We start from the raw sequence: 23,578 nt of genomic DNA, 5'->3' as shown, positions 1-23,578 counted from the left end.
CCGCAGTGTCGCCGGCGGACGAGCCGCTCCGTGAAAGGACGTGCGACACGTGCGTGCTGACCTGATCGAAGTCCTGCCCGACATCCTCAGGAGGAACGCGGCCCGCTTCGCCGGCAAGGTCGCCTTCTCGGACAGCCGACGGGCGGTCACCTACGATCAGTTGGAGGAGCGGACGCGTCGGCTGGCCGGGCATCTGACCGGACTCGGCGTGCGGCGCGGCGATCGGGTGGCGATCTGCCTGCGCAACTGCGTCTCCATGGTCGAGAGTTACCTCGCGATCGTCCGAGCCGGCGGCGTGGGCGTTCCGCTCAACCCGGCATCCACCGCAACCGAGTTGGACTGGCTGCTGGCGGACAGCGGCGCCGCCGTGGTCGTCACCGACGCCGTGCACGCGCCGGAGTTCCTGCGGCTGTCCCCGTCGGCATCCGGCGTCTCGGTGCTGGTGACGGGCGCGAACCCGGCGCCGGAGGGCACCCGTTCGTTCGACGAGCTGGCGGGCACCGAGCCCGCCACGCCCGCGCCGGACGATCTCGACCTGGACGACCCGGCGTGGATGTTCTACACATCGGGAACGACCGGAAAGCCGAAGGGGGTGCTGTCCACCCAGCGCAACTGCCTCTGGTCCGTCGCCTCTTCCTACGTCCCGATACCGGGACTCTCGCCGCAGGACCGGGTGCTGTGGCCGCTGCCGTTGTTCCACAGCCTCTCCCACATCGCGTGCGTGCTGTCGGTGACCGTGGTCGGGGCGAGCGCCCACCTCATGGACGGCGCGTCCGCGGAGGACGTCCTGGCTGCACTGCGCGCCCACCGGTCGACCTTCCTGGCCGGCGTTCCCACCACCTACCACTACCTGGTCGAGACGATCCGCCGGCAGCCGTTCTCGCTGCCCGACCTGCGGATCGGCCTGGTCGGCGGCGCGGTCGCCGACTCCGAGCTGTGCCGCGCGTTCCGCGAGAGCTTCGGCACCCCCCTGGTGGACGCCTACGGGAGCACGGAGACGTGCGGGGCGATCACCATGAACCCGCCTGACGGCGTGCGAGTCGACGGCTCCTGCGGGCTGCCGGTGCCCGGAGTCGAGGTCCGCCTCGTCGATCCCGACACCGGCACGGACGTCCCCACCGGGCGTGAGGGCGAGGTCTGGGTCAGCGGCCCGAACGTCATGCTCGGCTACCACGATCGGCCCGAGGAGACGGCCGCGGCGACGAGGGACGGCTGGTACCGCACCGGCGACCTGGCCCGGCGCGACGAGCACGGCTACTTCACCGTCTGCGGCCGCATATCGGACCTTGTGATCAGAGGCGGCGAGAACCTCCACCCGGAGGAGGTCGAGACGGTACTGCGCGCGGCGCCGGGTGTGGCCGACGCCGGTGTGACCGGAAGGCCGCACGACACCCTCGGAGAAGTACCGGTCGCCTACGTCGTCCCGACCTCCGACGAGCTGGACGTCTCGGCGCTGGTCGAGCTGTGCCGTGCGCGGCTGGCGGCCTTCAAGGTGCCCGAGGAGATCTACGAGGTCGCCGCGATCCCGCGTACCGCCTCGGGCAAGATCACGCGGCGCAGGCTCGCCGAGCTGCCCGCCGTGCTGAGGTACGCCGCGAGCGGTCACCACGACGACCTGTTCGAGGTCGACTGGGTGCGGACTTCCGCCCCGGCGTCCGGCGCCGGCCCCGCGTCCTGGGCGATCGTGGGCCCCGGGGCCGCCGCACTGGCCGCCGCTTGGCCGGGCGGCGCCGCCCACCACACCGATCTGGCCGGCGCCGACGGCACCGCGGAGGTGACCGTGGTCCTGCCGGCCGACGGCACCGGGCGGGATCCCGTGGCGGCGGCCCGCACCGGCGCCCGGCAACTCGCCGACTGGCTCGCCCGGCCGGAACACGGCCGGGGTCGCCTGCTCGTCCTCACGCGCGGCGCCGTGCCGGCGCGCCCCGAGGACGGTGCGCCGGATCCGGCCCAGGCCGCACTCCGCGCCGCCGTGCGCGCCGTGCAGACGCGGTACCCGGACCGGCTGGTCCTCGCCGATCTGGACGGTGCCGACGGCGGGCCGGTGCCGGCCGAGCTGGCGACGGGGCTCGGGGCGGACGAGCCGTGGCTGGTGCTGCGGTCCGGTGTGCCGTACGTGCCGAGGCTGGTGCGGGTACCGGTGGCCGATCGACCTAGGCGGCCCTGGCCCGGCGCGAAGGGCACCGTCGTGGTGACCGGCGCCGCCACGGTGCGCGGGGCGGCGGTCGTCCGCCACCTGGCCTCGGTCCACCAGGTCCAGCACCTGCTGCTGGTGGGCGAGGAGGGCTCCCTCGATCTGGACGTCGCCGGGGCGGACGTACGCTGGTCGTCCGGCGATGAGCGGTCCCTGCGGACCGCGATCGCCGGAGTGGCCGCTCCGGTGACCGCTGTCATCCACACGGGCGGCGACTTGGCTCCGGCAGCCTTCCTGGCCGCCGCCACGGCCGGGCAGCCCCACGAGCGGACGTTCCTGGTGATCGCCGATCCGGCCGAGCCGGTGGTCGCGCCCGGCGGCACCGATGAGACGGAGGATCCGGACGCGCTCGTCTCCGCCGTCCTCGCCGAAGCCGTGGCCCGCCGCCACGGCGGGTCCCTTCTCGCCTGGCCGCAGGGCGAGGCCGCCGATCCGCACAGGGCTCGCGGCGGGCTGTCCGCCCTGGACACCCTGCTCGCCGGGGACCGTTCGTCCCTGCTCTGCCTCCACGTGCGCCGACCGGCCGCCGACGCCGCCGTTCCGCCACTGCTGCGAGCGTTGTTCCCGGAGGGCTCCGCGCAGAGCCGTCCCGACGACGCCGTCACGGCCACCCTCCACGACGAGCTGACCCGTCTCGACGAGCGGGCCCGGCGCGTCCGGTTGGAAGACCTGGTCATGGAGCTGACCGCGAGCGTGCTGCCCTGGTCCGCTCCGCAGGCCCCCACGGCCGACCGTGCCTTCCGCGACCTCGGCCTCACCTCCGTCGCCGTGGTGGAACTGCGCAACCGGCTCATCGAGCGCACCGGACTGCGGCTGCCCACCACCGTCACCTTCGACCACCCCACCCCACGTGCCTTGGCCGAGCACCTGCTCGCCGAGGTGTTCGGGGGCCCCCGGCCGGTCCCGGAGGCCGTCCCGGCCGCCGAGGCGGACGACCCGGTGGTGATCATCGGCATGGCCTGCCGCCTGCCCGGAGGCGTCAGCAGCCCCGAGGAGCTGTGGCGTCTGGTCTGCGAGGGGCACGACGCGCTGTCGCCGTTCCCGACCGACCGCGGCTGGAACATCGAGGACCTGTTCGATGCGGACCCCGCCCGCTTCGGCACCTCGTACGTCGACCGGGGCGGATTCCTGCCCGACGCCGGGGAGTTCGACGCCGGCTTCTTCGGGATCTCGCCACGGGAGGCACTGGCCATGGACCCCCAGCAGCGACTGCTGCTGGAGACCTCGTGGGAAGCCCTGGAGCACGCCGGCATCGACGCGTCGACCCTGAAGGGTGCCGACGTGGGCGTCTTCTCCGGGGTGATGGAGCAGGAGTACGCCGCTTCCGGTGCCGTACCGGAGGCGAGCGAGGCGTTCGCCACCGCGGGCCGCGCGGCCAGCGTGGCGTCCGGGCGCGTCAGTTACGTGTTCGGGTTCGCCGGGCCCGCGGTCACGGTGGACACGGCGTGCTCCTCCTCCCTGGTCGCCCTCCATCTGGCAGCCCAGGCCCTGCGTTCGGGGGAGTGCTCCATGGCGCTGGCCGGCGGCGCCACAGTGATGGCCACCCCCCGGACCTTCGTCGAGTTCTCCCGGCAGCGGGCGCTGGCGAGCGACGGCCGCTGCAAGTCGTTCGCCTCGGCCGCGGACGGCACCGGATGGGCCGAGGGCGCCGGCGTGCTGGTGCTGGAACGCCTCTCCGACGCTCGGCGCCACGGACACCGCGTGCTCGCGGTGATGCGCGGTTCCGCGGTGAACCAGGACGGCGCGTCCAACGGCCTGACCGCGCCGAGCGGCCTCGCCCAGCAGCGGGTCATCAACCGGGCCCTGGCCGCGGCCGGCTTGTCCGCGGCCGACGTCGACGCCGTCGAGGGCCATGGCACGGGAACGGTGCTGGGGGACCCCATCGAAGCCGGGGCGCTGCTCGCCACCTACGGGCAGGGGCGCGACCCCGGACTTCCGCTGTGGCTCGCGTCGTTGAAGTCGAACATCGGCCACACCCAGGCCGCGGCCGGGGTGGCCGGTGTGATCAAGACGGTGCAGGCGCTGCGGCATGCGGTGCTGCCGGCCACCCGCCATGTCGACGAGCCGACGACGAAGGTCGACTGGTCGGCGGGCGCGGTGTCCCTGCTGACGGAGAACCGGCCCTGGCCGGACACCGGGCGCCCGCGCCGTGCCGGAGTCTCCGGCTTCGGGCTCAGCGGCACCAATGCCCACGTCATCCTGGAGGAAGCACCAGCAGCCCGTGAGGAGCCTTCGGCAGCCCGTGAGGAGCCTCCGGCAGCCCGTGAGGAGGCGCCGACGGCAAGGGAGAAGACGCCGACGGCGCCCGCGGTGATACCGCTGGTGCTGTCCGCCCGCAGCGAGGGCGCGCTGCGCGGCCAGGCCCGGCGGCTGGCGGCCCTCCTCGAAGACTCCGGCGACTCCTGGGCGGACGCGGCCTCGGCGCTCGTGTCCCGCAGGGCCGTCCTGGAGGAGCGCGCCGTCGTCCTGGCCGGCAGCCGGGCGGAGGCCTTGGCCGCGCTGGCGGCACTGGCCGCGGGGGAGAGCAGCCCCTCCGTGGTGCGCGGGACCGCCGCCGCGCCCGACAGGCATCGCCAGGTCGTCATGGTGTTTCCGGGCCAGGGCTCCCAGTGGACTGGCATGGGGCGGGAACTGCTCGCTCACTCGCCGGTGTTCGCCGAGCGGGTCGGCGAGTGCGCGCGCCTGCTCGCACGGTGGGCCGACTGGTCGCTGCTCGACGTCCTGCGCGGCGACGCCGATCCGGAACTGCTGCACCGGGTGGACGTTGTACAGCCCGCCAGTTTCGCCGTCATGGTCGGGCTGGCGGCGGTGTGGGAGTCGGTGGGCGTGCGCCCGGACGTGGTCGTCGGGCACTCGCAGGGCGAGATGGCCGCGGCCTGCGTGGCAGGCGCCCTGTCGCTGGAGGACGCGCTGCGGGTGGTCGCGCTGCGCAGCCAGGCCATCGCCGCACGCCTGTCCGGCCGTGGCGGGATGGCCTGGGTCGCGCTGGGTGCCGACGCCGCGGCGGAACGCATCCGGCCCTGGGGCGGCCGGCTGGCGGTCGCGGCGGTGAACGGTACCGCCTCGGTCGTCGTGTCCGGTGCGGCCGACGCGCTGGACGAGGTACTGGCGGAGCTGGCCGCCGAGGGGGTCCGGGTGCGCCGGGTCGCGGTGGACTACGCCTCGCACAGCGAGCAGGTGGAGGACATCCGCGGTGCGCTGGAGGAGGCGCTGGGCGGGCTCGACGCCAAGGCTCCGGTGGTGTCCTTCCACTCAACCGTCACCGGTGAGCCGGTCGTCGACGCGGGCGTTCTCGACGGCGAGTACTGGTGGCGGAACCTGCGCCGGCAGGTCCGGTTCGGGCCGGTTGTCGGTCAGTTGCTGGACCAGGGCCACGATGTCTTCCTGGAGGTCAGCGCCCATCCGGTGCTGGTGCAGGCGGTCACCGAGATCCTGGACGAGGCCGCCGTGCCCGCGGTGGTCACCGGGTCGCTCCGCCGGGACGACGGCGGTCCGCTCAGGCTGGCGGCCTCGATGGCCGAACTGTTCGTGCGCGGGGTGGCGGTGGACTGGACCGGCCTGCTGCCGGCCCCGGGCGCGGACTGGGTGGAGTTGCCGACGTACGCCTTCGACCGGCGGCACTACTGGCTTCGGCCGTCACCCGCAGCCGACCCGGCGTCGTTGGGGCTCGCCGACGCCGGGCACCCGCTGCTGGGCGCACTGGTCCGGATGCCCCACCCGGGCGGCGTGGTCGCCACCGCCCGGTGGTCGGTCGCGACGCACCCCTGGCCGGCCGCGGCCGACGACCCGGTCGTCGTACCCGAGGCCGCCCTCGTGGAACTGGCCGTACGCCTCGGTGACGAGACCGGCACACCCGTCGTCGACGAGCTGACCGTCGACCGTTCGGTGATCCTGCCGCGCCACGGCAGCCGCGTCGTCCAGGCCGTCGTCGGCGAGGCAGGTCCGGACGGGCGCAGGCCTGTCGAGGTGCGCTCGCGTGCCGAGGGGGCCGCGCCGGACGGGCCGTGGACAGGGCACGCACACGGCGTCCTGGCCTCCGCCTCCGCCTCCGCCTCCGCCTCCGCCTCCGAGGCCGCGGCCCTGCCCGGCCTCGGCGCCCCCGCCGAGGTCGCGCTGCCCGAATCCGCGCTGGGCGATGCGCCCCGCTACGGCATCCACCCCGTGCTGCTGGACGCCGCCGTCCGCACCGCCCTGCCCGAGGACACCCGGGCCACGCGGTGGACCGGGGTGCGGCTGCTGACCTCCGGCGCGTCCGCGCTGCGCGTGCGATCGGGCGTCACGACGCCGGCCGGTGACGGACACCGGGTGGGGGGCCTGGAACTCGTCACCGCAGCAGGCCAGCCGGTCATGACCATCGACAGCCTTCAAGCGGAACCGGTCACCGAGGACCACGGCGGACCGGCGGACCATCTTTTCTCCGTCGAGTGGGGAGAATGGAGCCCCGGGGAGCGGGCCGCCGTCGACGTCCGGCACGTCGCCACGCCCGCCGATCTCACCGCGGCGACCGGCGCGGATCTGCTGGTGTACGAGGCGGACCCCGGGGAGCCGCGGGCGGCGGTTGCCTCGGCGCTGGCCGTGCTCCAGGCGTTCGTCGCGGCTCCGGGCGCCGGTACGGCCCGGTTGGCCGTCGTGATCCCCGACGGTACCGATCTCGGCGCGGCCGCCGTCGGCGGCCTGGTGCGCTCGGCTCAGTCGGAACACCCGGGCCGGATCGTGCTGGTCGAGGCCGACGAGGCGGGCCGGGCACAGGTGTCCGCCGTCGCGACGGGCGGCGAACCGTGGCTGCGGATCAAGGGCGGGCGCACCGAGGTGCCCCGCTTGGCCAGGCGGGCCCCCACGGGTGCCGCGCGCCCGCTGGATCCGGCGGGCACGGTGCTGATCACCGGAGGCACCGGCACGCTCGGCGCCCTGACCGCGCGGCACCTGGTCACCCGGCACGGTGTACGGCACCTCGTACTCGCCGGGCGGCGGGGTCCCGCGGCGGAGGGCGCCGGCGAACTGGCGGCCGAACTGACCGCGCTCGGCGCGAACGTCACGGTCGCCGCCGTCGACGTGGCCGACCGCACCCAACTGGCCGCACTCATCGACGCGGTCCCGGCGGAGCACCCGCTCACGGCCGTCGTGCACAGCGCCGGCGCCCTCGACGACGGCGTGCTCACCGCGCTGACCCCGAGCCGCCTCGACACGGTGTTCCGTCCCAAACTGGACGCGGCGCTGCACCTCGACGAACTGACCCGGGACCTGGACCTCGCCGCCTTCGTGCTCTTCTCGTCGGCCGCCGGGGTGCTCGGCAACCCCGGGCAGGGCAACTACGCCGCAGCCAACGCCGCGCTGGACGCGCTGGCCGCGCGGCGGCACGAACTCGGGCTGCCCGCGGTGTCCGTCGACTGGGGCTACTGGAGCCGGTCCAGCGGACTGACCCAGCACCTGGGCCGCGCCGACCTGCGGCGCAACGAGTCCATCGGCATGGCCGGGCTTTCCGACGCCGAGGGCATGGCCCAGTTCGATGCCGCGCTGCGGGCCGGCCCGCAGTCCGTCGCGGCGAAGTTCGACCCGGCCGCCCTCGCGGCCGCCGACGCCCCGGTACCCGCCCTGCTGCGCGGCCTGGTCCCGCGGCGCCGCCCGGTCGCCCGCGCCGCGGTCACGGACGGACGGCCGACCACGGCCGAGCGACTCACCGGGCTGCCGCCCGCCGAGCAGACCGCCGCACTGCTTGAATCGGTACGCCGGCACGCCGCGGCGGTCCTCGGCCACGCCGGGCCCGAATCCGTGGGCCCCGACCGGACGTTCAAGGACGCCGGGTTCGACTCGCTGACCGCGCTGGAACTGCGCAACCGGCTGGCCGCGGAGACCGGCCTGACCCTGTCACCGGCGATGATCTTCGATTACCCGAGGCCCGCCGCGCTCGCCGGGCACCTGCGGGCCAAGCTCCTGGGCGAGCCGACAAGCTCTCCGGCCTCGGTACGACCGGCGGCGCCGCCCGCGGAGGAACCGATCGCCGTCGTGTCGATGGCGTGCCGCTTTCCGGCCGGGGTGCGGAGCCCGGAGGACCTGTGGCGGGTGGTGTCCGAGGGAATCGACGCGGTCGGCGCCTTCCCCGAGGACCGCGGCTGGGACACCGACGGACTCTTCCACCCCGACCCCGACCACCCCGGCACCACCTACGTCCGCCACGGCGCCTTCCTCGACGACGCCGCCGGGTTCGACGCGGCCTTCTTCGGTATCTCGCCGAACGAGGCGCTGGCGATGGATCCGCAGCAGCGGCTGCTCCTGGAAACGGCCTGGGAGACGTTGGAGCGGGCCGGCATCGACCCCACCGAACTGGCCGGCCAGGACGTCGGGGTGTTCGCCGGCATCAACAGCCACGACTGGTCGGTACGGCTGCACCAGGCCGCCGAGGTCGAGGGGTTCCGCCTGACCGGCAGTTCCGGCGGTGTCCTCTCCGGCCGGATCGCCTACCACCTCGGCCTCGCCGGCCCCGCCCTCACCGTGGACACCGCGTGTTCCTCCTCGCTGGTGGCGCTGCACCTGGCGACGCAGGCGATGCGGCTCGGCGAGTGCTCCATGGCACTCGTCGGCGGTGTGATGGTGATGGGCAGCGTCGAGACCTTCGTGGAGTTCTCCCGGCAGCGCGGCCTCGCACCCGACGGGCGATGCAAGGCCTTCGCCGACGCCGCCGACGGCACCGGCTGGTCCGAGGGCGCCGGGCTGCTGCTCCTCGAACCCCTCTCCCAGGCCCGGCGACGCGGGCATCCGGTGCTCGCCGTCATCCGTGGCAGCGCGGTGAACTCCGACGGTGCCTCGAACGGGCTGACGGCGCCGAACGGCCCCTCGCAGCAGCGCGTCATCCGGCAGGCGCTGGCGGCCGCCGGTCTGCGGCCCTTCGAGGTGGACGCCGTGGAGGCGCATGGGACGGGCACCACTCTGGGGGACCCCATCGAGGCTCAGGCGCTGCTGGCGACGTACGGACAGGAACGTGAACGCCCGCTGTGGCTGGGCTCGTTGAAGTCGAACATCGGGCACACCCAGGCCGCGGCCGGCGTCGCCGGTGTGATCAAGACGGTGATGGCCCTGCGCCACGGCGTACTGCCGCCCACGCTGCACGTCGACCGTCCCTCGACCCACGTCGACTGGACGGCGGGCAACGTCCGGCTCCTGACGGAGGCCCGTGACTGGCCGGAGACCGGACGCCCGCGCCGGGCTGGTGTGTCGTCCTTCGGTATCGGCGGCACCAACGCCCACGTCATCCTCGAACAGGCCCCCGAGCGGGACGCGCCCGATCCGGAATCCGTGTCCGCAGAGTCCGGCGCCGAGCCGGGCCGCGCGTCCAGCCGGTCCGCCCTCGTACCGGCGCAGCGACCAGCCGAGTCCGCCGCCGAAGCGCCGGCTCCCGCCTGGGTGCCCGTGCCGGTGTCGGCGCGTACCCCTGCCGCGCTGCGCGGCCAGGCGGCCCGGCTCGCCGACTTCCTGGCCGGCCGCCCGGACGTGTCCGCCACGGACGCCGCCCTGGCCCTCGCCACCGGCCGTGCCCAACTCGACCGCCGGGCGGTGGTGCTGGCCCGCGACCGGGACCAGCTCCTTTCCGGCCTGCGCGCGCTGGCGGACGGCTCGGCCGCCGATGCCATGGGCAGCCCGGCCGACGGCAAGCTGGCCTTCCTCTTCACCGGCCAGGGCAGCCAATGGGCCGGCATGGGCCGGGCCCTGGCCGAGACGTTCCCGGTGTTCGCCGAGGCGTTCGCCGATGCCTGCGCGGCCGTGGAACGCCATCTGGGCGATCACGGCGCGCGTCCGCTCGCCGAAGTGGCGTTCGGCGAGCCCGGCTCCCCCGAGAGCGAACTGCTCGACCAGACCATGTACACCCAGGCGTGCGTGTTCGCGCTGGAGACCGCGCTGTTCCGTCTGTTCGCCTCCTGGGGCGTGCGCCCCGACCTCGTCGCCGGCCACTCCATCGGAGAGATCACCGCGGCCCACGTGAGCGGCGTGCTCGGCCTGGCCGAGGCCGGTGAGCTGGTGGCCGCACGCGGCCGGCTCATGCAGGGGCTGCCCGAGGGGGGCGCCATGGCCGCCGTCCAGGCCACCGAGGCCGAGACGGCCCCGCTGCTCGCGCGCGCGCCGGGCATGGTGGCCGTCGCGGCCGTCAACAGTTCCGGCTCGCTGGTGCTGTCCGGCGAGGAGGACGCCGTGCTCGCCGTCGCCCGCGAACTGGCCGCACGCGGGCGCAAGACCCGTCGGCTCCCGGTCAGCCACGCCTTCCACTCGCCGCTGATGGGGCCGATACGCGAGGAGTTCCGTGCCGTCGTCGAGCGGCTGACGTACCGGCCGGGCGAGCTGCCGGTCGTGTCCACCGTGACCGGCACCCTGGTCACGGACGGTCGGCTGGCCACCCCGGACCACTGGGTCGAACAGGTCGAGGCCCCGGTGCGGTTCGGTGATGCCGTCACCGCTCTGTGCGCGCAGGGCGCGGTCACCTTCGCCGAGATCGGCCCGGGCGGCGCCCTGGTCGCCATGGCTCTGGAATCGCCCGACGTACCGGCCGAGGGCTGCTTCCCGACGCTGCGCGAGAACGGCGCGACGGCGGACGTACTGACTGCGCTGGCCGGGCTGCACACGCGGGGCGTACCCGTCGACTGGCCGGCGGTCCTCGGCCGCCCGGCCACCGGCACGCTCGCCGCCCAGCTGCCCACCTACGCCTTCCAGCACCAGCGCTACTGGCTCGACGAGCCCGTGCCGGGCGAGAGCGGAGCGGTACGGGCCGTTCCGGAAGCCGAGCCCGCCGGTGAGGCGGTGACCGCCGTCGGCCGTTCCGACGCGGACCGGCGCCGGATGTTCCTGGAGCTGATCCGGGAGAGCACCACCGTCGTCCTCGGGTACCGCGGCGACGAGGCGTTCGACGAGGACCAGCCGTTCAAGAGCCTCGGCTTCGACTCCCTCACCGGAGTCCGGCTCAGCCGCCGGCTCCACGACCTCACCGGCGTGCCGGTCCCCGTGACCGCGGTGTTCGACCACCCGACCCCGGCGGCGCTCGCCGCGTATCTGCTGGGCGAACAGCCCTCGTCCGCCGTCGCCGTACCGTCGTACGCGAACGAGCCGATCGCGATCGTCGGAATGAGCACGCGGCTGCCCGGCGACGTGAACAGCCCCGAGGAGCTGTGGCGGCTGGTCGCCGACGGACGCGATGCCGTCTCCGGGTTCCCGATCGACCGCGGCTGGGATCTCGAAGGGCTCTACCACCCGGACCCGGCCCACCCCGGGACCAGCTACACGCGCGCGGGTGGATTCCTGCACGACGCCGCGCAGTTCGACGCCGGGCTGTTCGGGATCTCCCCGCGCGAGGCCCTAGCCATGGACCCGCAGCAGCGGCTGCTGCTGGAGACCTCCTGGGAGGCGCTGGAACACGCGGGCATCGACCCGCTCTCGGCCCGTGGCCGGGACGTCGGTGTCTTCACCGGGATCGTCCACCACGACTACGTCACCCGCCTGCACAGCGTGCCCGAAGAAGCCCAGGGCTACGTGATGACCGGCACCTCCTCCAGCGTGGCCTCGGGCAGGGTCTCCTACGTGTTCGGCTTCGAGGGCCCGGCCGTCACCGTCGACACCGCCTGCTCCTCGTCGCTCGTGGCGATCCATCTGGCAGCCCAGGCCCTGCGGCAGGGCGAATGCTCCCTGGCGCTCGCCGGCGGTGCGACCGTGATGGCGAGCCCGGACGCCTTCCTGGAGTTCTCCCGGCAGCGCGGGCTGTCCGCGGACGGCAGGTGCAAGGCATTCTCGGCCACGGCCGACGGCACCGGCTGGTCCGAGGGCGTGGGCGTGGTGGTCCTGGAACGGCTGTCGGTCGCCCGGGAGCAGGGCCACCGTGTGCTCGCCGTCATCCGTGGCAGCGCGGTGAACTCCGACGGTGCCTCGAACGGGCTGACGGCGCCGAACGGCCCCTCGCAGCAGCGCGTCATCCGGCAGGCGCTGGCGGCCGCCGGTCTGCGGCCCTTCGAGGTGGACGCCGTGGAGGCGCATGGGACGGGCACCACTCTGGGGGACCCCATCGAGGCTCAGGCGCTGCTGGCGACGTACGGACAGGAGCGTGAACGGCCGCTGTGGCTGGGCTCGTTGAAGTCGAACATCGGGCACACCCAGGCCGCGGCCGGCGTCGCCGGTGTGATCAAGACGGTGATGGCCCTGCGCCACGGCGTACTGCCGCCCACGCTGCACGTCGAAGAGCCCACCCGGCAGGTGGACTGGTCCTCCGGTGCGGTGCGGCTCCTCACCGAGGCGCAGGAGTGGCCGCGTGGCGACCGGCCGCGCCGCGCCGCCGTCTCCGCCTTCGGCGCGAGCGGCACGAACGCGCACGTGATCCTTGAAGAGGCCGACCCGGTCCCCGAGGAGGCCCGGCCCGCCGCATCCGTGCCCCCGGCCGGCACGGACACCCCGTCCCCTGTGCTGCCGCTGGTGCTGTCGGCCAGGACGGCCGGTTCGCTGGCCGCGCAGGCCGGCCGGCTGGCCGCGTTCCTGGAGGACCCGGCCGGTCCGTCGCTCCCGGCGGTCGCCTCGACGCTGGTGTCCGCGCGGGCGACGCTCGCCGAGCGGGCCGTGGTCGTGGCCGCCACGCGCACGCAGGCCCTGGCCGGTCTGGGGGCCCTGGCCCGGAGGGAGAGCGCGTCCCACGTGGTCAGCGGCAGTCCCGCGGCCGCACCGGGAAAGGTCGTCCTGGTCTTCCCGGGGCAGGGGGCGCAGTGGGCCGGTATGGGCCGGGACCTGCTGGACGCTTCCCCGGTGTTCGCGCAGCGGATCGCCGAGTGCGCCCGCGCCCTCGAACCCTGGATCGACTGGTCCCTGATCGACGTGCTGCGCGGCGACGCCGACGCCGAGACGCTGGAGCGCGTCGACGTCGTCCAGCCGGCGAGCTTCGCGATGATGGTCGGCCTGGCAGCGGTGTGGGCCGCGGCCGGCGTGCTGCCCGACGCCGTCGTGGGACATTCGCAGGGTGAGATCGCCGCGGCCTGCGTGGCCGGGGCGCTGTCGCTGGAGACCGCCGCCCGGATCGTCGCGGTCCGCAGCCAGGCCATCGCGGCCACCCTGGCCGGGCGCGGCGGGATGGCCTCGGTGGCCCTGGACGCGGACGAGGTGCGCCGCCGGCTTCTGCCCTGGGACGGCCGCGTGGAGGTCGCCGCCGTGAACGGGCCCGCGTCGGCGGTGATCGCGGGGGATACGGAAGCGCTCGGCGAGACCCTCGACGCGCTGGCCGCGCAGGGTGTCCGGGTCCGGCGGGTGCCGGTGGACTACGCCTCGCACACCCGGCACGTCGAAGCCCTGGAGGAGGTGCTGGCGCAAGCGCTCGCGGGCATCGAGGCACGCGCACCGCAGGTGCCCTTCTATTCCACGGTGACCGGCGACTGGGTCACCGACGACCTGGTCCTGGACGGCGCGTACTGGTACCGCAACCTGCGCCGGCCGGTCGGGTTCGGGCCGGCCGTCGCGGAGCTGCTGCGGCTGCGGCACGGCGTCTTCGTCGAGGTCAGCGCCCACCCGGTGCTGGTGCAGCCGATCACCGACCTGGCGGACGACGGCGCGGACGCGCCGTCCCGTCCGGTCGTCTGCGGCACCCTCAAGCGCGACGACGGCGGCCTCGGCCGCCTGCTCGCCTCGGCCGCCCAGCTCTTCACCGGCGGTGTGGCCGTCGACTGGACCGCGGTCCTGCCGGCCGGAGTCACCCCCGCCCCCGACCTGCCGACGTACGCCTTCGAGCGCCGGCACTACTGGCTGGGCGAAGGCACGGCACCCGACCACGACGCCGAGGCGGCCGGGGGCGAGGACGGCGACTTCTGGACGGCGGTCGAACACACGGACATCGGCTCGCTCGGCGAGCTGCTGGCCCTCACCGCCGGCCAGCGCGAGGCGCTGAGCGCGCTCGTGCCCGTCCTCGCCGACTGGCGCAAGGGCAGGCGTGAGCGCTCGACCGCGGAGAAGCTGCGCCACACCGTCACCTGGAAGCCGCAGCCGCGGGAGTCCGTGGGCGTGCCCAGTGGCCGGTGGCTCGTCGTCGTACCGGACGACGCGCGGCCGGACGAGCTGCTGACGGCGCTGACCGGGGCCGGGTTCGACCATCTGCTGCTGGTGGCCGGGGAGACGGACAGGTCCGCGCTCGCCGAACGGCTCACCGGCCTCCTCGCCGGGTGCGAGATCTCCGGTGTGCTGTCTCTGCTCGCCCTCGGCCGATGCCCGGGCACGGGCCCGCAGGACCCGACCGCGCTCACGGCGTCGACCCTCGCGCTGGTCCAGGCACTTGGTGACGCGGGCGTCACCGCGCCTCTGTGGTGTGCGACCCGGGGCGCGGTGAACATCGGTATCCGCGACACCGTCGACGCGCCCGCCCAGGCGGCGTTGTGGGGGCTCGGCCGGGTCGTCGCACTGGAACGCCCCGACCGGTGGGGCGGTCTGATCGACCTGCCGGCGAGCACGGGGCCGCGGACGGCGCAACACCTGCTGGGCGTGCTCAGCGGAACCTCGGGCGAGGACCAGCTGGCGATCCGGCGATCCGGCGTCTACGTCCGCCGGTTCGTCCCCAAGCCCGTCCCGAGGGCCGCCGGCGCCGGCTGGCGGCCGCGCGGCACGGTCCTGGTCACCGGCGGCGCTGAAGGGCTCGGCCGGCACGCCTCGCTGTGGCTGGCACGGGCCGGGGCCGCCAGGCTGGTCGTCACCACGACCGCCGGTGCCCCCGAGGACTTCGCGGACCGTCTGCGCGCCGACCTCGGCACGCTGGACACGCGGCTGGAGTTCTGCGCCCAGCAGGACACGGAGAGGCTCGCCGAGCTGCTGTCCGCCGATCCGCAGCGGCCGTTCACCGCTGTGGTGCACGCCGCCGACATCACCCGGACCAGTCTTCTCGACGACACCGGCCCGGCCGACCTCGCGGCGGTCTTCGGGACCAAGGTGGAACCGGCGGTGTGGCTGGCCGAGCGGTTCGCCGGCACACCGCTCGACGCGTTCGTGGTGTTCTCCTCGATCGCCGGTGTCTGGGGCGGCGGCGGCCAGGGCGCGTCCGGCGCGGCCAATGCCGTTCTCGACGCCCTCGTCGAGTGGCGCCAGGGACAGGGCCTCGCCGCGACCTCCATCGCCTGGGGTGCGCTGGACGAGATCGGGGTGGGCATGGACGAGGCGGCCCTGGCGCAGTTGCGGCGCCGCGGCGTCCTGCCGATCGCCCCGGAGCTGGCCATCACCGCACTGGCGCAGGCGGTGGAGGCGGGTGAGAAGGCCGTCACCGTCGCCGACATGGACTGGGCCGCCTTCATTCCGGCGTTCACCTCGGTACGGCCCAGCCCGCTGTTCGCGGATCTGCCGGAAGCGGCGGACGTGCTGCGGGCGGCGGACGACGACGGCGGCGAGACCTCCTCCTCCCTGGCGGACTCCTTGCGGGCGGTCACGGAGGCCGAACAGGACCGAATCCTGCTGCGGCTCGTGCGCGGCCAGGCAGCGGCGGTCCTCGGGCACAGCGGCGCCGACGCCATCGGCCCCGCCCAGGCCTTCCAGGAGGTCGGCTTCGACTCGTTGGCCGCGGTCAACTTCCGCAACGGCCTGCACACCGCGACCGGGCTCAAGCTGCCGTCCACGCTGGTCTTCGACTATCCGACCCCGGAGGCGCTCGTCGGCTACCTGCGCGCGGAACTGCTGCGTGACCCCGGGGACGACCTCGGCGTCCGGGACGCGGACCTCAGGCGCGTGCTGGCCGCCGTTCCGCTGGAGCGGTTCCAGAAGGCCGGGGTGCTGGAGACGCTGCTCGCCCTCGCCGACGACGGCGGGGCGGCCGGCGAGGAGGCCGGGGCGGTCGCGGCGGCCGTGGACGACGAGGACGACGAGGACGAGGTGGACAGCATCGACGCGATGGACGTCAGCAGGCTGGTGCAGCGGGTCCTGGGCACCTCGGGCTGAGACGGCGTCGGTTTCGCCGTGGACGAGTTGCGACGAGTCGGAGGAGGAACGGAATGGTTCGACGAGTTCCGGTGCGCTTCGGCGCCCGCTCGTACGACGTGGTCATCGGCCCCGGCGTGCGGACCGAGCTGGCGACTGTGCTGCGCGGGCTGGGCGTGGCCCGGACCGTCGTGGTCTCGGCCCGGCCGCGCGAGTGGGTGCCCGAGACAGGGGTCGAGACGCTGGTGCTCGCGGCCCGGGACGGGGAGGCGAACAAGAACCTGGCCACCGTGGAGACGCTGTGCCGGGAGTTCACCGCGTTCGGGCTGACCCGGCACGACGCGGTCGTCTCCTGCGGCGGGGGCACCACCACGGACGTGGTGGGGCTGGCCGCGGCGCTCTACCACCGGGGTGTACCTGTGGTGCACCTGCCGACTTCCCTGCTCGCCCAGGTCGATGCGAGCGTGGGCGGGAAGACCGCGGTGAACCTGCCCGAGGGCAAGAACCTCGTGGGCGCCTACTGGCAGCCCAGCGCCGTGCTGTGCGACACCGACTACCTCACCACGCTGCCCCGGCGGGACCTGCGCAACGGGCTCGGTGAGATCGCCCGGTGCCATTTCATCGGCGCCGGTGACCTGCGCGGCCTGCCGCTCGCCGAGCAGATCGCCGCGAGCGTGATCCTGAAGGCGAGGATCGTCGAGCAGGACGAGCGCGACACTGGCCTCCGGCACATCCTCAACTACGGCCACACTCTCGGGCACGCGCTGGAAGTGACCACCGGTTTCGCCCTGCGGCACGGTGAGGCCGTGGCCGTCGGCACGGTGTTCGCGGGTCTGCTCGCCGGCGAACTGGGCCGGATCGGCCCGGAACGGGTGTCCGAGCACCAGGCCGTGGTGGAGCACTACGGCCTGCCCACGGCCCTGCCGGCCGGGCCCAGCACCGAGGAACTGATCCGGGTGATGCGCCGGGACAAGAAGGCGGTGCACGGGCTGGCCTTCGTCCTGGACGGCCCGGGGGGAGCGGAGCGGGTGGCCGATGTCGCCGAGGACGTCGTGGCGCGGGTCCTGGAACGGATGCCGCGTCGGCCGTCCTCGGAGCTGCTGCGCGAGACCATCCGGGCCTGACACGGCCTGACACGGTGAAGGGGGCTCTCGGCGCACCGAGAGCCCCCTTCGGAGCGGATACGGCGGTCAGCCGTGCCGGCCGCTCACTTCCGGGGCTGGATGAACGGCAGGAGCGGGACCACCGCGTGCCGTCCGGCCTCGTCCTTGACGGCCTGCTGGAGGGAGGTGAGCTGGATGTCCACGAGGCGGCGGGTCATCGGATCGGTGAGGACGGTCGTGGTCCCACCGTCCTCGGCCTCGGTGTCCTCCATCTTCGCCGGGGCCTCGCTGAGGTGCACCCACGGCCCGCTGATCACGAACGCGTGGCAGTCGTGCAGCACACGGCCCAGATCGCTGAGGGCGTTGCGGCCGAGGGCGCGGCCGGGCGTGGCCACCATGGTGACGACGCATTTGGCCAGCAGCGCGGACTTGGCCATCGGACGGGAGGCCCAGTCGATGGCGTTCTTGAGCACTCCCGGAATGGAGCCGTTGTACTCCGGACTCGCGATGATCAGGCCGTCCGCCTCGGAGATCGCCGTGCGGAGCCGGCGTACCGGCTCCGGAGGGTCCTCCACGTCGAGGTCCTGGTTGTAGAGCGGCACTTCGCCCAGGCCGTCGAAGAGCTCGATTTCCATTCCCTCGGGTGCCAGCGGGGGCAGTGCACGCAGGAGGCGCGTGTTGAACGAGTCCTGACGCAGCGACCCGGAAATGGCAAGAATGCGCAACGAAGAAGCTCCCTGTCGGGTTTGTGGAATCGACTCACCGTAACAGCCCGCTTGCCCGGTCACGGCTCATTTTTGGCCTCATCGGTGAGCTGTTCTCAGCTTCCGTCCGGTGCCCCTGCCGGGACCATCCGTCAGGTTGGTAGTTCTCGGCGCCATAATCCACGAGGCCTTGCTGTAGCGAAAGTTGGCCGCCTACCTTCAGTCGGCATGACGACGTATACGGTGGATTCCACGCACAAAACGGTGCGTTCCGGAATCCTTGACCCGAAGGCGCCGCCCGCCGCCACGATCGAATCCGGCGACGCGGTCGAGTACCCGAGTACTTGGACGAATTGGCAGAACGAGATGAAATTCGGCATGTCGTTCGCCGAGCGCACACGCCTGCGTGCGCAGTATCCGGGCTGCCCCTTGCAGTTGATCGGGCCGGTGGAAATGGCCGGTTCTCAGCCCGGAGACGTGATCGAATGCCGGCTTGAGCGGCTACGGCTCGCGGACTGGGGGTGCAACGTCTTCCCGACCGGTGCGGGGGCGCTCCCGCACGATTTCGACGAGCCGTACACGCACTACTTCCGCTTCGACGAGACCCGGACCCGCGCCGACTACGTGCACGGGATCTCCTTCACCCTGGAACCGTTCCTCGGCATCGTCGCGGTCGAGCCGGCCGGTGACGACCCGGTCGGCGCACTTCCGGCCGGCGCCCACGGCGGCAACCTGTCGCTGCGCGAACTCACCGTCGGCTCGTCGCTGTTCCTGCCGGTGGCCAAGCCGGGCGGCCGGATCTGGGTGGGCGACGTGCACGCCTTGCAGGGCGACGGTCTCGTCGACCAGACGGCGATCAAGTCCACCGCGGAGGAGTTGCGGATGCGCTACGACCTGCACCGGGGCGTCGGGCTCACCCGGCCGCTGGCCGAGACCGACACCCACTGGATCGGCCTCGGCTTCGCCGACAACCTCGACGACGCCCTGATCGACTGCGTCCGCGGCATGATCGGCTGGTTCAGTGCCGCGGCCGGCGTCGGCGCCGCCGAGGCGTACGCGCTGTGCAGCATCTCGGCGAGCTTCCGCGTCACCCAGTACGCCGACCAGCGCGGCGCCCCGCACGTCGGCCTCGACGGACCGCCGAAGGGCGTGCACGGCCTGCTGCCGAAGGACGTCTTCCCGGCGGAGCTGCGGGAACGCGTCGGCCGGTGGCTGCGCCCGAGCGACTGACGGGCCGAGCGACTGGGCTGACGGGCCGAGGGGCTGCCGGCCGACTGCCGGCCGGGCGATGAGGGGCACCGCTCAGCCGAGGTCGATCAGGACCTTGCCGGTCACCCCGCCCTCCACCGCGTCGTGGGCGTCGCCGGTGCGGTCGAGCGGGTAGCGGTGGAGCGGCAGCCCCGCCTCCTCGCCCACACCCAGGGCGCCGTCCGCGACCGCCGCGGCGACGTCCGCCACCGCGGCGTCCTTCTCCTCTGGCGGCAGGGTCAGCGCCAGCACGAACTGGTAGCGCAGGTTCCGGCCCATCATCAGCCGGGTGGGCAGCAGGACTTCGCCGTCGCCCTCCGTCCCGTAGACGGCGACCGTGCCGCCCGGGGCGAGCACCTCCAGATCGAGACCGAGATTTGCGGACGGCGCGACCTCGGTGATCAGGTCCACCCCCGCGGGCGCGATCGCGCGAATGTCCGTGGCGGCGCTGTCCGACCGGTGGTTCACCACATGCCCGGCGCCCGCGGCCCGCGCCAGTTTCTCCTTCTCCGGGGTGCCGACCGTCGCGATCACCGTCGCGCCGCTCCACGCCGCGAGCTGGACCGCCGCGTGGCCGACGACTCCGGCACCGCCCGCCACCAGCACGGTGCGCCCGGCCAGTGTGCCAGGCCCGAGCCGGGCCGGTGCCTGCTGTGCCGAGGTCAGACAACGGTGTGCCGCCAGCGCGGGCAGTCCGATGCTCGCGCCCAGTTCCAGCGAGGCACCCGGCGGCAGTTCCACCGCCTGACGGGACGGCAGCACCACGAACTCGGCGGCGGTTCCGTGCGGACGCCGCCATGCCGACTCCCACGTCCACACCCGCTGCCCCACGCGCTCCGCCGCGACGCCGCTGCCGACGGCGTCGATCACACCGCTGCCGTCGTGATGGGGGATCACCTCGGGGTACATCAGGCGCCCGCCGGCATGACCGAACCGCCGGCACTTCCAGTCGGTGGCGTTCACCCCGGAGACCGCCACCCGGACCCGGACCTCACCCGGGCCCGGCTCCGGTACCGGCCGGTCGACCAGTGCGAGGACATCCCGGTTTCCCACCGACGCATACACGATCGCCTTCACTGGCACTCCTCTGACAGGGAGCCGTTGTGGAACCGGAAGCCGTCCCACGGCCGCGAGGCTAACCGTCGTCTCCGGGGCGGCACAGCGCTTCCCGCGATGCCTGTCAAGGTGAGGGATGGCGGGACGCCCGGGGATCACTAACGTCGCTTCAGCCCGCCGGTCGCGCCCGGCCTGAGGAGGATGTCGTATGGCAGCGCCCATCACCTACCAGCAACTCGTGGACCGGACCGACCACTTCGCCCCGCCGACGGTGCTGACCGCGGCGGCGCCGTTGTCCCGCATGTGCTACCCGGACGGGCACGTCGGGTGGCTGGCCACCGGGCTGGAGGTGGCCAAGGAGGTGCTGAGCAGCCCCGCGTTCAGCCACAACTTCCACTCGGCGCACTTCCCGATGCTCAAGAAGGGGGAGCCGTTCCCCTCCATGCCGATCATCCCGGGCATGTTCATCCACATGGACCCGCCCGAGCACACACGCTACCGAGGCATGCTCACCGCCGAGTTCGGCACCGGCCGCATGGCCGAACTCGCCCCGCGCATCAAGGAGATCGCGGCCGGGCAACTGGACGTCCTGCGCACCCAGGGCTCGCCGGCCGACCTGCTGCCGGCCTACATCCGGCCGCTGGTGCTGCGGGTGCTGTCCGAGGTCGTCGGTGTCCCCTACGAGGACACCCCCGTCCTGGCCGCGCTGGCAGACACCGCCAATGACGACGACGTCCCGCTGGAGGACGAGTTCGCCGCCGAGAAGAGGGCGTTCTTCCTCACCCGCGACCTGGTCGAGCGGGCCCGGACCTCGCCGGGGGACGACATCCTGGGACGGCTGACGGCGGTCGAGGGACTCTCCGACCGCGAGATCACCAACATGCTGCTGGTGGTGTTCGTCGCCGGTTTCGCCACCTGTGAGGGAGCCGTGGCGGCCGCGGCACTTGCCCTGCTGCACCACGGCGACCAGCTTGCGGCCTTCCGCGCCGCGGCCGCGTCGGGCCAGGGCACCGAGTCGGCGGTCGAAGAACTGCTGCGCTACACCACCGTGAACCAGTACCAGATCTTCCGCACGGCGCTGGAAGACGTGCGCCTGCACGGTGAGCTGGTGCGCAAGGGCGACACCGTGACTGTCTCGCTGCCGGCTGCGAACCGCGATCCGGCCCGGTTCGGCTGCCCCGCGCACCTGGACCTCGCCCGGGAAGACGCGACCGGCCACATCGCGTTCGGCTACGGCACCCACGCGTGCGTCGGTCAGCGCCTCGGGCGCGCCGTGCTGGGCATCGCGCTGGAGACGCTCGTCCTGGGGCTGCCGGAGCCGGCGCTGGACGAGCCACTGGAGAACATCCCGCTGCGGGCTCGTACGCCCGTGCTGAGCGTGCAGCGGCTGCCCGTTCGCTGGTAGCCCGGTGCACGCCCTGTCCGACGCCTGATCCGCACAACGCCCGGCCGGTGGACCCGAGCCGGGTGTTCGGCGTGCCCGCGGCACGGGTCTGTGCGGTCACCGAGTCGTGAACTGCGCTGTCACGGTCCTGGGGGAGGGCCCTTGTCCGTTCTCTTCCGGTGGCGGCGGCCCGGTCCGGTCAGCGGGCCCCCGCCAGCGGGGCGCCCTGGAGCTGGGCGCGCAGCTCGTCCATGAGAGCCGCGGTGCCGCCCGGTTCGGCGGTGCCGAACACGTGGTGGTCGGGGCGGACCAGGACGCTCGACGCGCCGAGCCGGCCGAGATAGGCGTGGTAGACGCCGTCGACGTCCCGCACCCGGCCCGGCCCGGCCGGCGAGCCGGGCGGCGAGAGCCGGACCACGCGGGTCCCGAGACCGGCCAGGAACGCCCTGTGGGCGTCGCTCAGTTCGGCCGGGTCCTCGGTGGTGATCAGGACGAAGCCGGCGCCGACGAGCTGGTCGAGACGGCCACGCACGCCGTCGGCCTCCACCGTGCCGGCGATCATGACCTCGCCCGCGCCTCCGCACCCGTCCCGGGCCGACCGCAGCAGCCCCTTCGTCAGCGGCTCGGCGGGGGGAGGCCCTTGCGGTGCGCGGCCGCCGCCGTTGGCCAGAATCGCCGCGTCGCGGTCGGCCGCGGCGGCCGGGTCGGTCACACAGATCACCCGGCCCAGCTTGACCGAGGCGGTGATCGACGCCTTGGCCTGCAACCGGCGTTCGAGCGTGTAGGTGTCGAGCAGCCGGTCCGGCGCCCGGTCCGACAGCACCAGGTCGAGCTTCCAGGCGAGGTTGACGACGTCACGGATGCCGGCGCACATGCCCTGCCCGGCGAACGGCGGCATCAGATGCGCGGCGTCCCCGGCGAGGAAGACCCGGCCCGAGCGCCACTGCTCGGCCCACATGGCGCGGAACCGGTACGTGGTACTGCGCAGCAGCGTGGCCGTCTCAGGGGTGACCCCGTGCGGGGCGAGTAGCCGCCAGGCGGCTTCGGCGGTGTCCAGCTCCGCGGCGTTCTCGCCCGGCAGGCGCATGAACTCCCAGCGGCGGCGCCCGGGGCCGCTGCCGACCATCGTCGTGGGGCGTGCCGGGTCGCACAGCTGGACGTTCGTCGGGACGAACTCGCGTGGCGTGTCGAGCCGGACGTCGCAGAGCAGCCACTCGTAGGAGAAGCCGAGGTCGGTGACGGACACTCCGATGTGCTCACGGACGAAGCTGTTGGCGCCGTCGCAGCCCACCAGCCACCGGGCGGTGAATTCGCGCGTCGTGCCGTCCCCGGTGACCGCGGTCGCCGCGACACCCGACGGGGTCTGGGCGATGTCCACCACGCGGTGGCCGAGGTGCGTCTCGACGCCGGGAAGCGTCGCCAGCCGTTCGGCGAGCAGTTCTTCGAGCGCGGGCTGGTGCATCGTGTTGGCGTCCGGCCAGCCGTATCTGCCGGTGCGGCTGAACGCGATGTCGAGCAGGGGCCGGCCGCTCGCGGTGCGCCACTGGTACCCGGTCGCCGGCTCGGAGATTTCGGCCAGGCCGCCGCCGATACCGGTGGACGCGAGCAGTCGCGCGGTCTCTCCGTCGAAACTCGTCGCGCGGGGCAGCGGATACGGCTTCGGCCGGTGTTCGAGCACGCACACGCGATGGCCGCGGTCGGCCAGCAGGATGGCGAGTACGGCGCCCACCGGACCCCGGCCGACGACGATGACGTCCGTGTCGGGGGTGTCCGGGCCGGGCGCGGGCGAGTGTGGTGTGGCGGGCATGTCCAGAGGCCTCCGTACCGCGACAGGTGATGCGGCGGGCAACGGCTTCGGAACGCTACCGGCGGTCTGCGTGGCGTTGTCAAGGCCCGACCGGCGGTAATGGTGTGACTGTCAGACTTGGGGATGCTGGGGTTGCCGCGGTCCGCTTAGCCTGGATGCGCCGCTCGAGGTCGGTGCGCACACGAA

At 73.8% G+C, this 23,578-nt stretch carries 7 protein-coding genes; 4 read left to right on the top strand and 3 right to left on the bottom strand.

Annotation, left to right across the window (positions count from 1 at the left end; genetic code table 11):
- Positions 1-49: 49 nt before the first annotated feature.
- On the top strand, positions 50-16,111 hold the full coding sequence (locus tag AB0P24_RS23840; protein ID WP_365797152.1) for a type I polyketide synthase: 16,062 nt from the start codon (positions 50-52) through the stop codon (positions 16,109-16,111).
- Positions 16,112-16,164: 53 nt separating this feature from the next.
- Positions 16,165-17,214 (top strand): 3-dehydroquinate synthase family protein, encoded by a 1,050-nt coding sequence (locus tag AB0P24_RS23835; protein ID WP_365797150.1) that lies wholly within the window; start codon positions 16,165-16,167, stop codon positions 17,212-17,214.
- An 83-nt stretch (positions 17,215-17,297) separates the two neighbouring features.
- On the opposite strand, the gene AB0P24_RS23830 is transcribed toward AB0P24_RS23835, so the two are convergent.
- Entirely contained in the window at positions 17,298-17,918 is a 621-nt protein-coding gene (locus tag AB0P24_RS23830) for an NADPH-dependent FMN reductase (RefSeq protein ID WP_365797148.1), read from the bottom strand.
- A gap of 357 nt (positions 17,919-18,275) precedes the next feature.
- Between AB0P24_RS23830 and AB0P24_RS23825 the strand changes: the two genes are divergently transcribed.
- Entirely contained in the window at positions 18,276-19,127 is an 852-nt protein-coding gene (locus tag AB0P24_RS23825) for an acetamidase/formamidase family protein (protein WP_365797146.1), read from the top strand.
- 72 nt (positions 19,128-19,199) lie between these two features.
- Here AB0P24_RS23825 and AB0P24_RS23820 read toward each other — a convergent pair whose 3' ends face one another.
- Positions 19,200-20,222: an NADPH:quinone reductase gene (locus AB0P24_RS23820; RefSeq protein ID WP_365797144.1), complete on the bottom strand. Its 1,023-nt coding sequence runs from the start codon at positions 20,220-20,222 to the stop codon at positions 19,200-19,202.
- 187 nt (positions 20,223-20,409) lie between these two features.
- On the opposite strand from AB0P24_RS23820, the gene AB0P24_RS23815 reads away from it, so the two are divergent.
- Positions 20,410-21,606 (top strand): cytochrome P450, encoded by a 1,197-nt coding sequence (locus tag AB0P24_RS23815; protein WP_365797142.1) that lies wholly within the window; start codon positions 20,410-20,412, stop codon positions 21,604-21,606.
- A gap of 178 nt (positions 21,607-21,784) precedes the next feature.
- Here the strand turns inward: AB0P24_RS23815 and AB0P24_RS23810 are convergent, their stop codons facing one another.
- Complete coding sequence (locus AB0P24_RS23810) at positions 21,785-23,392, bottom strand: bifunctional 3-(3-hydroxy-phenyl)propionate/3-hydroxycinnamic acid hydroxylase (RefSeq protein ID WP_365797140.1); 1,608 nt, start codon at positions 23,390-23,392, stop codon at positions 21,785-21,787.
- Positions 23,393-23,578: the final 186 nt, after the last annotated feature.

It is taken from the genome of Streptomyces sp. NPDC086519, assembly GCF_040686075.1.
GTDB lineage: Bacteria > Actinomycetota > Actinomycetes > Streptomycetales > Streptomycetaceae > Streptomyces > Streptomyces shenzhenensis.
The sequence above is the reverse complement of the archived record's forward strand: the minus strand, read 5'-3'. Positions and strand labels throughout refer to the sequence as shown.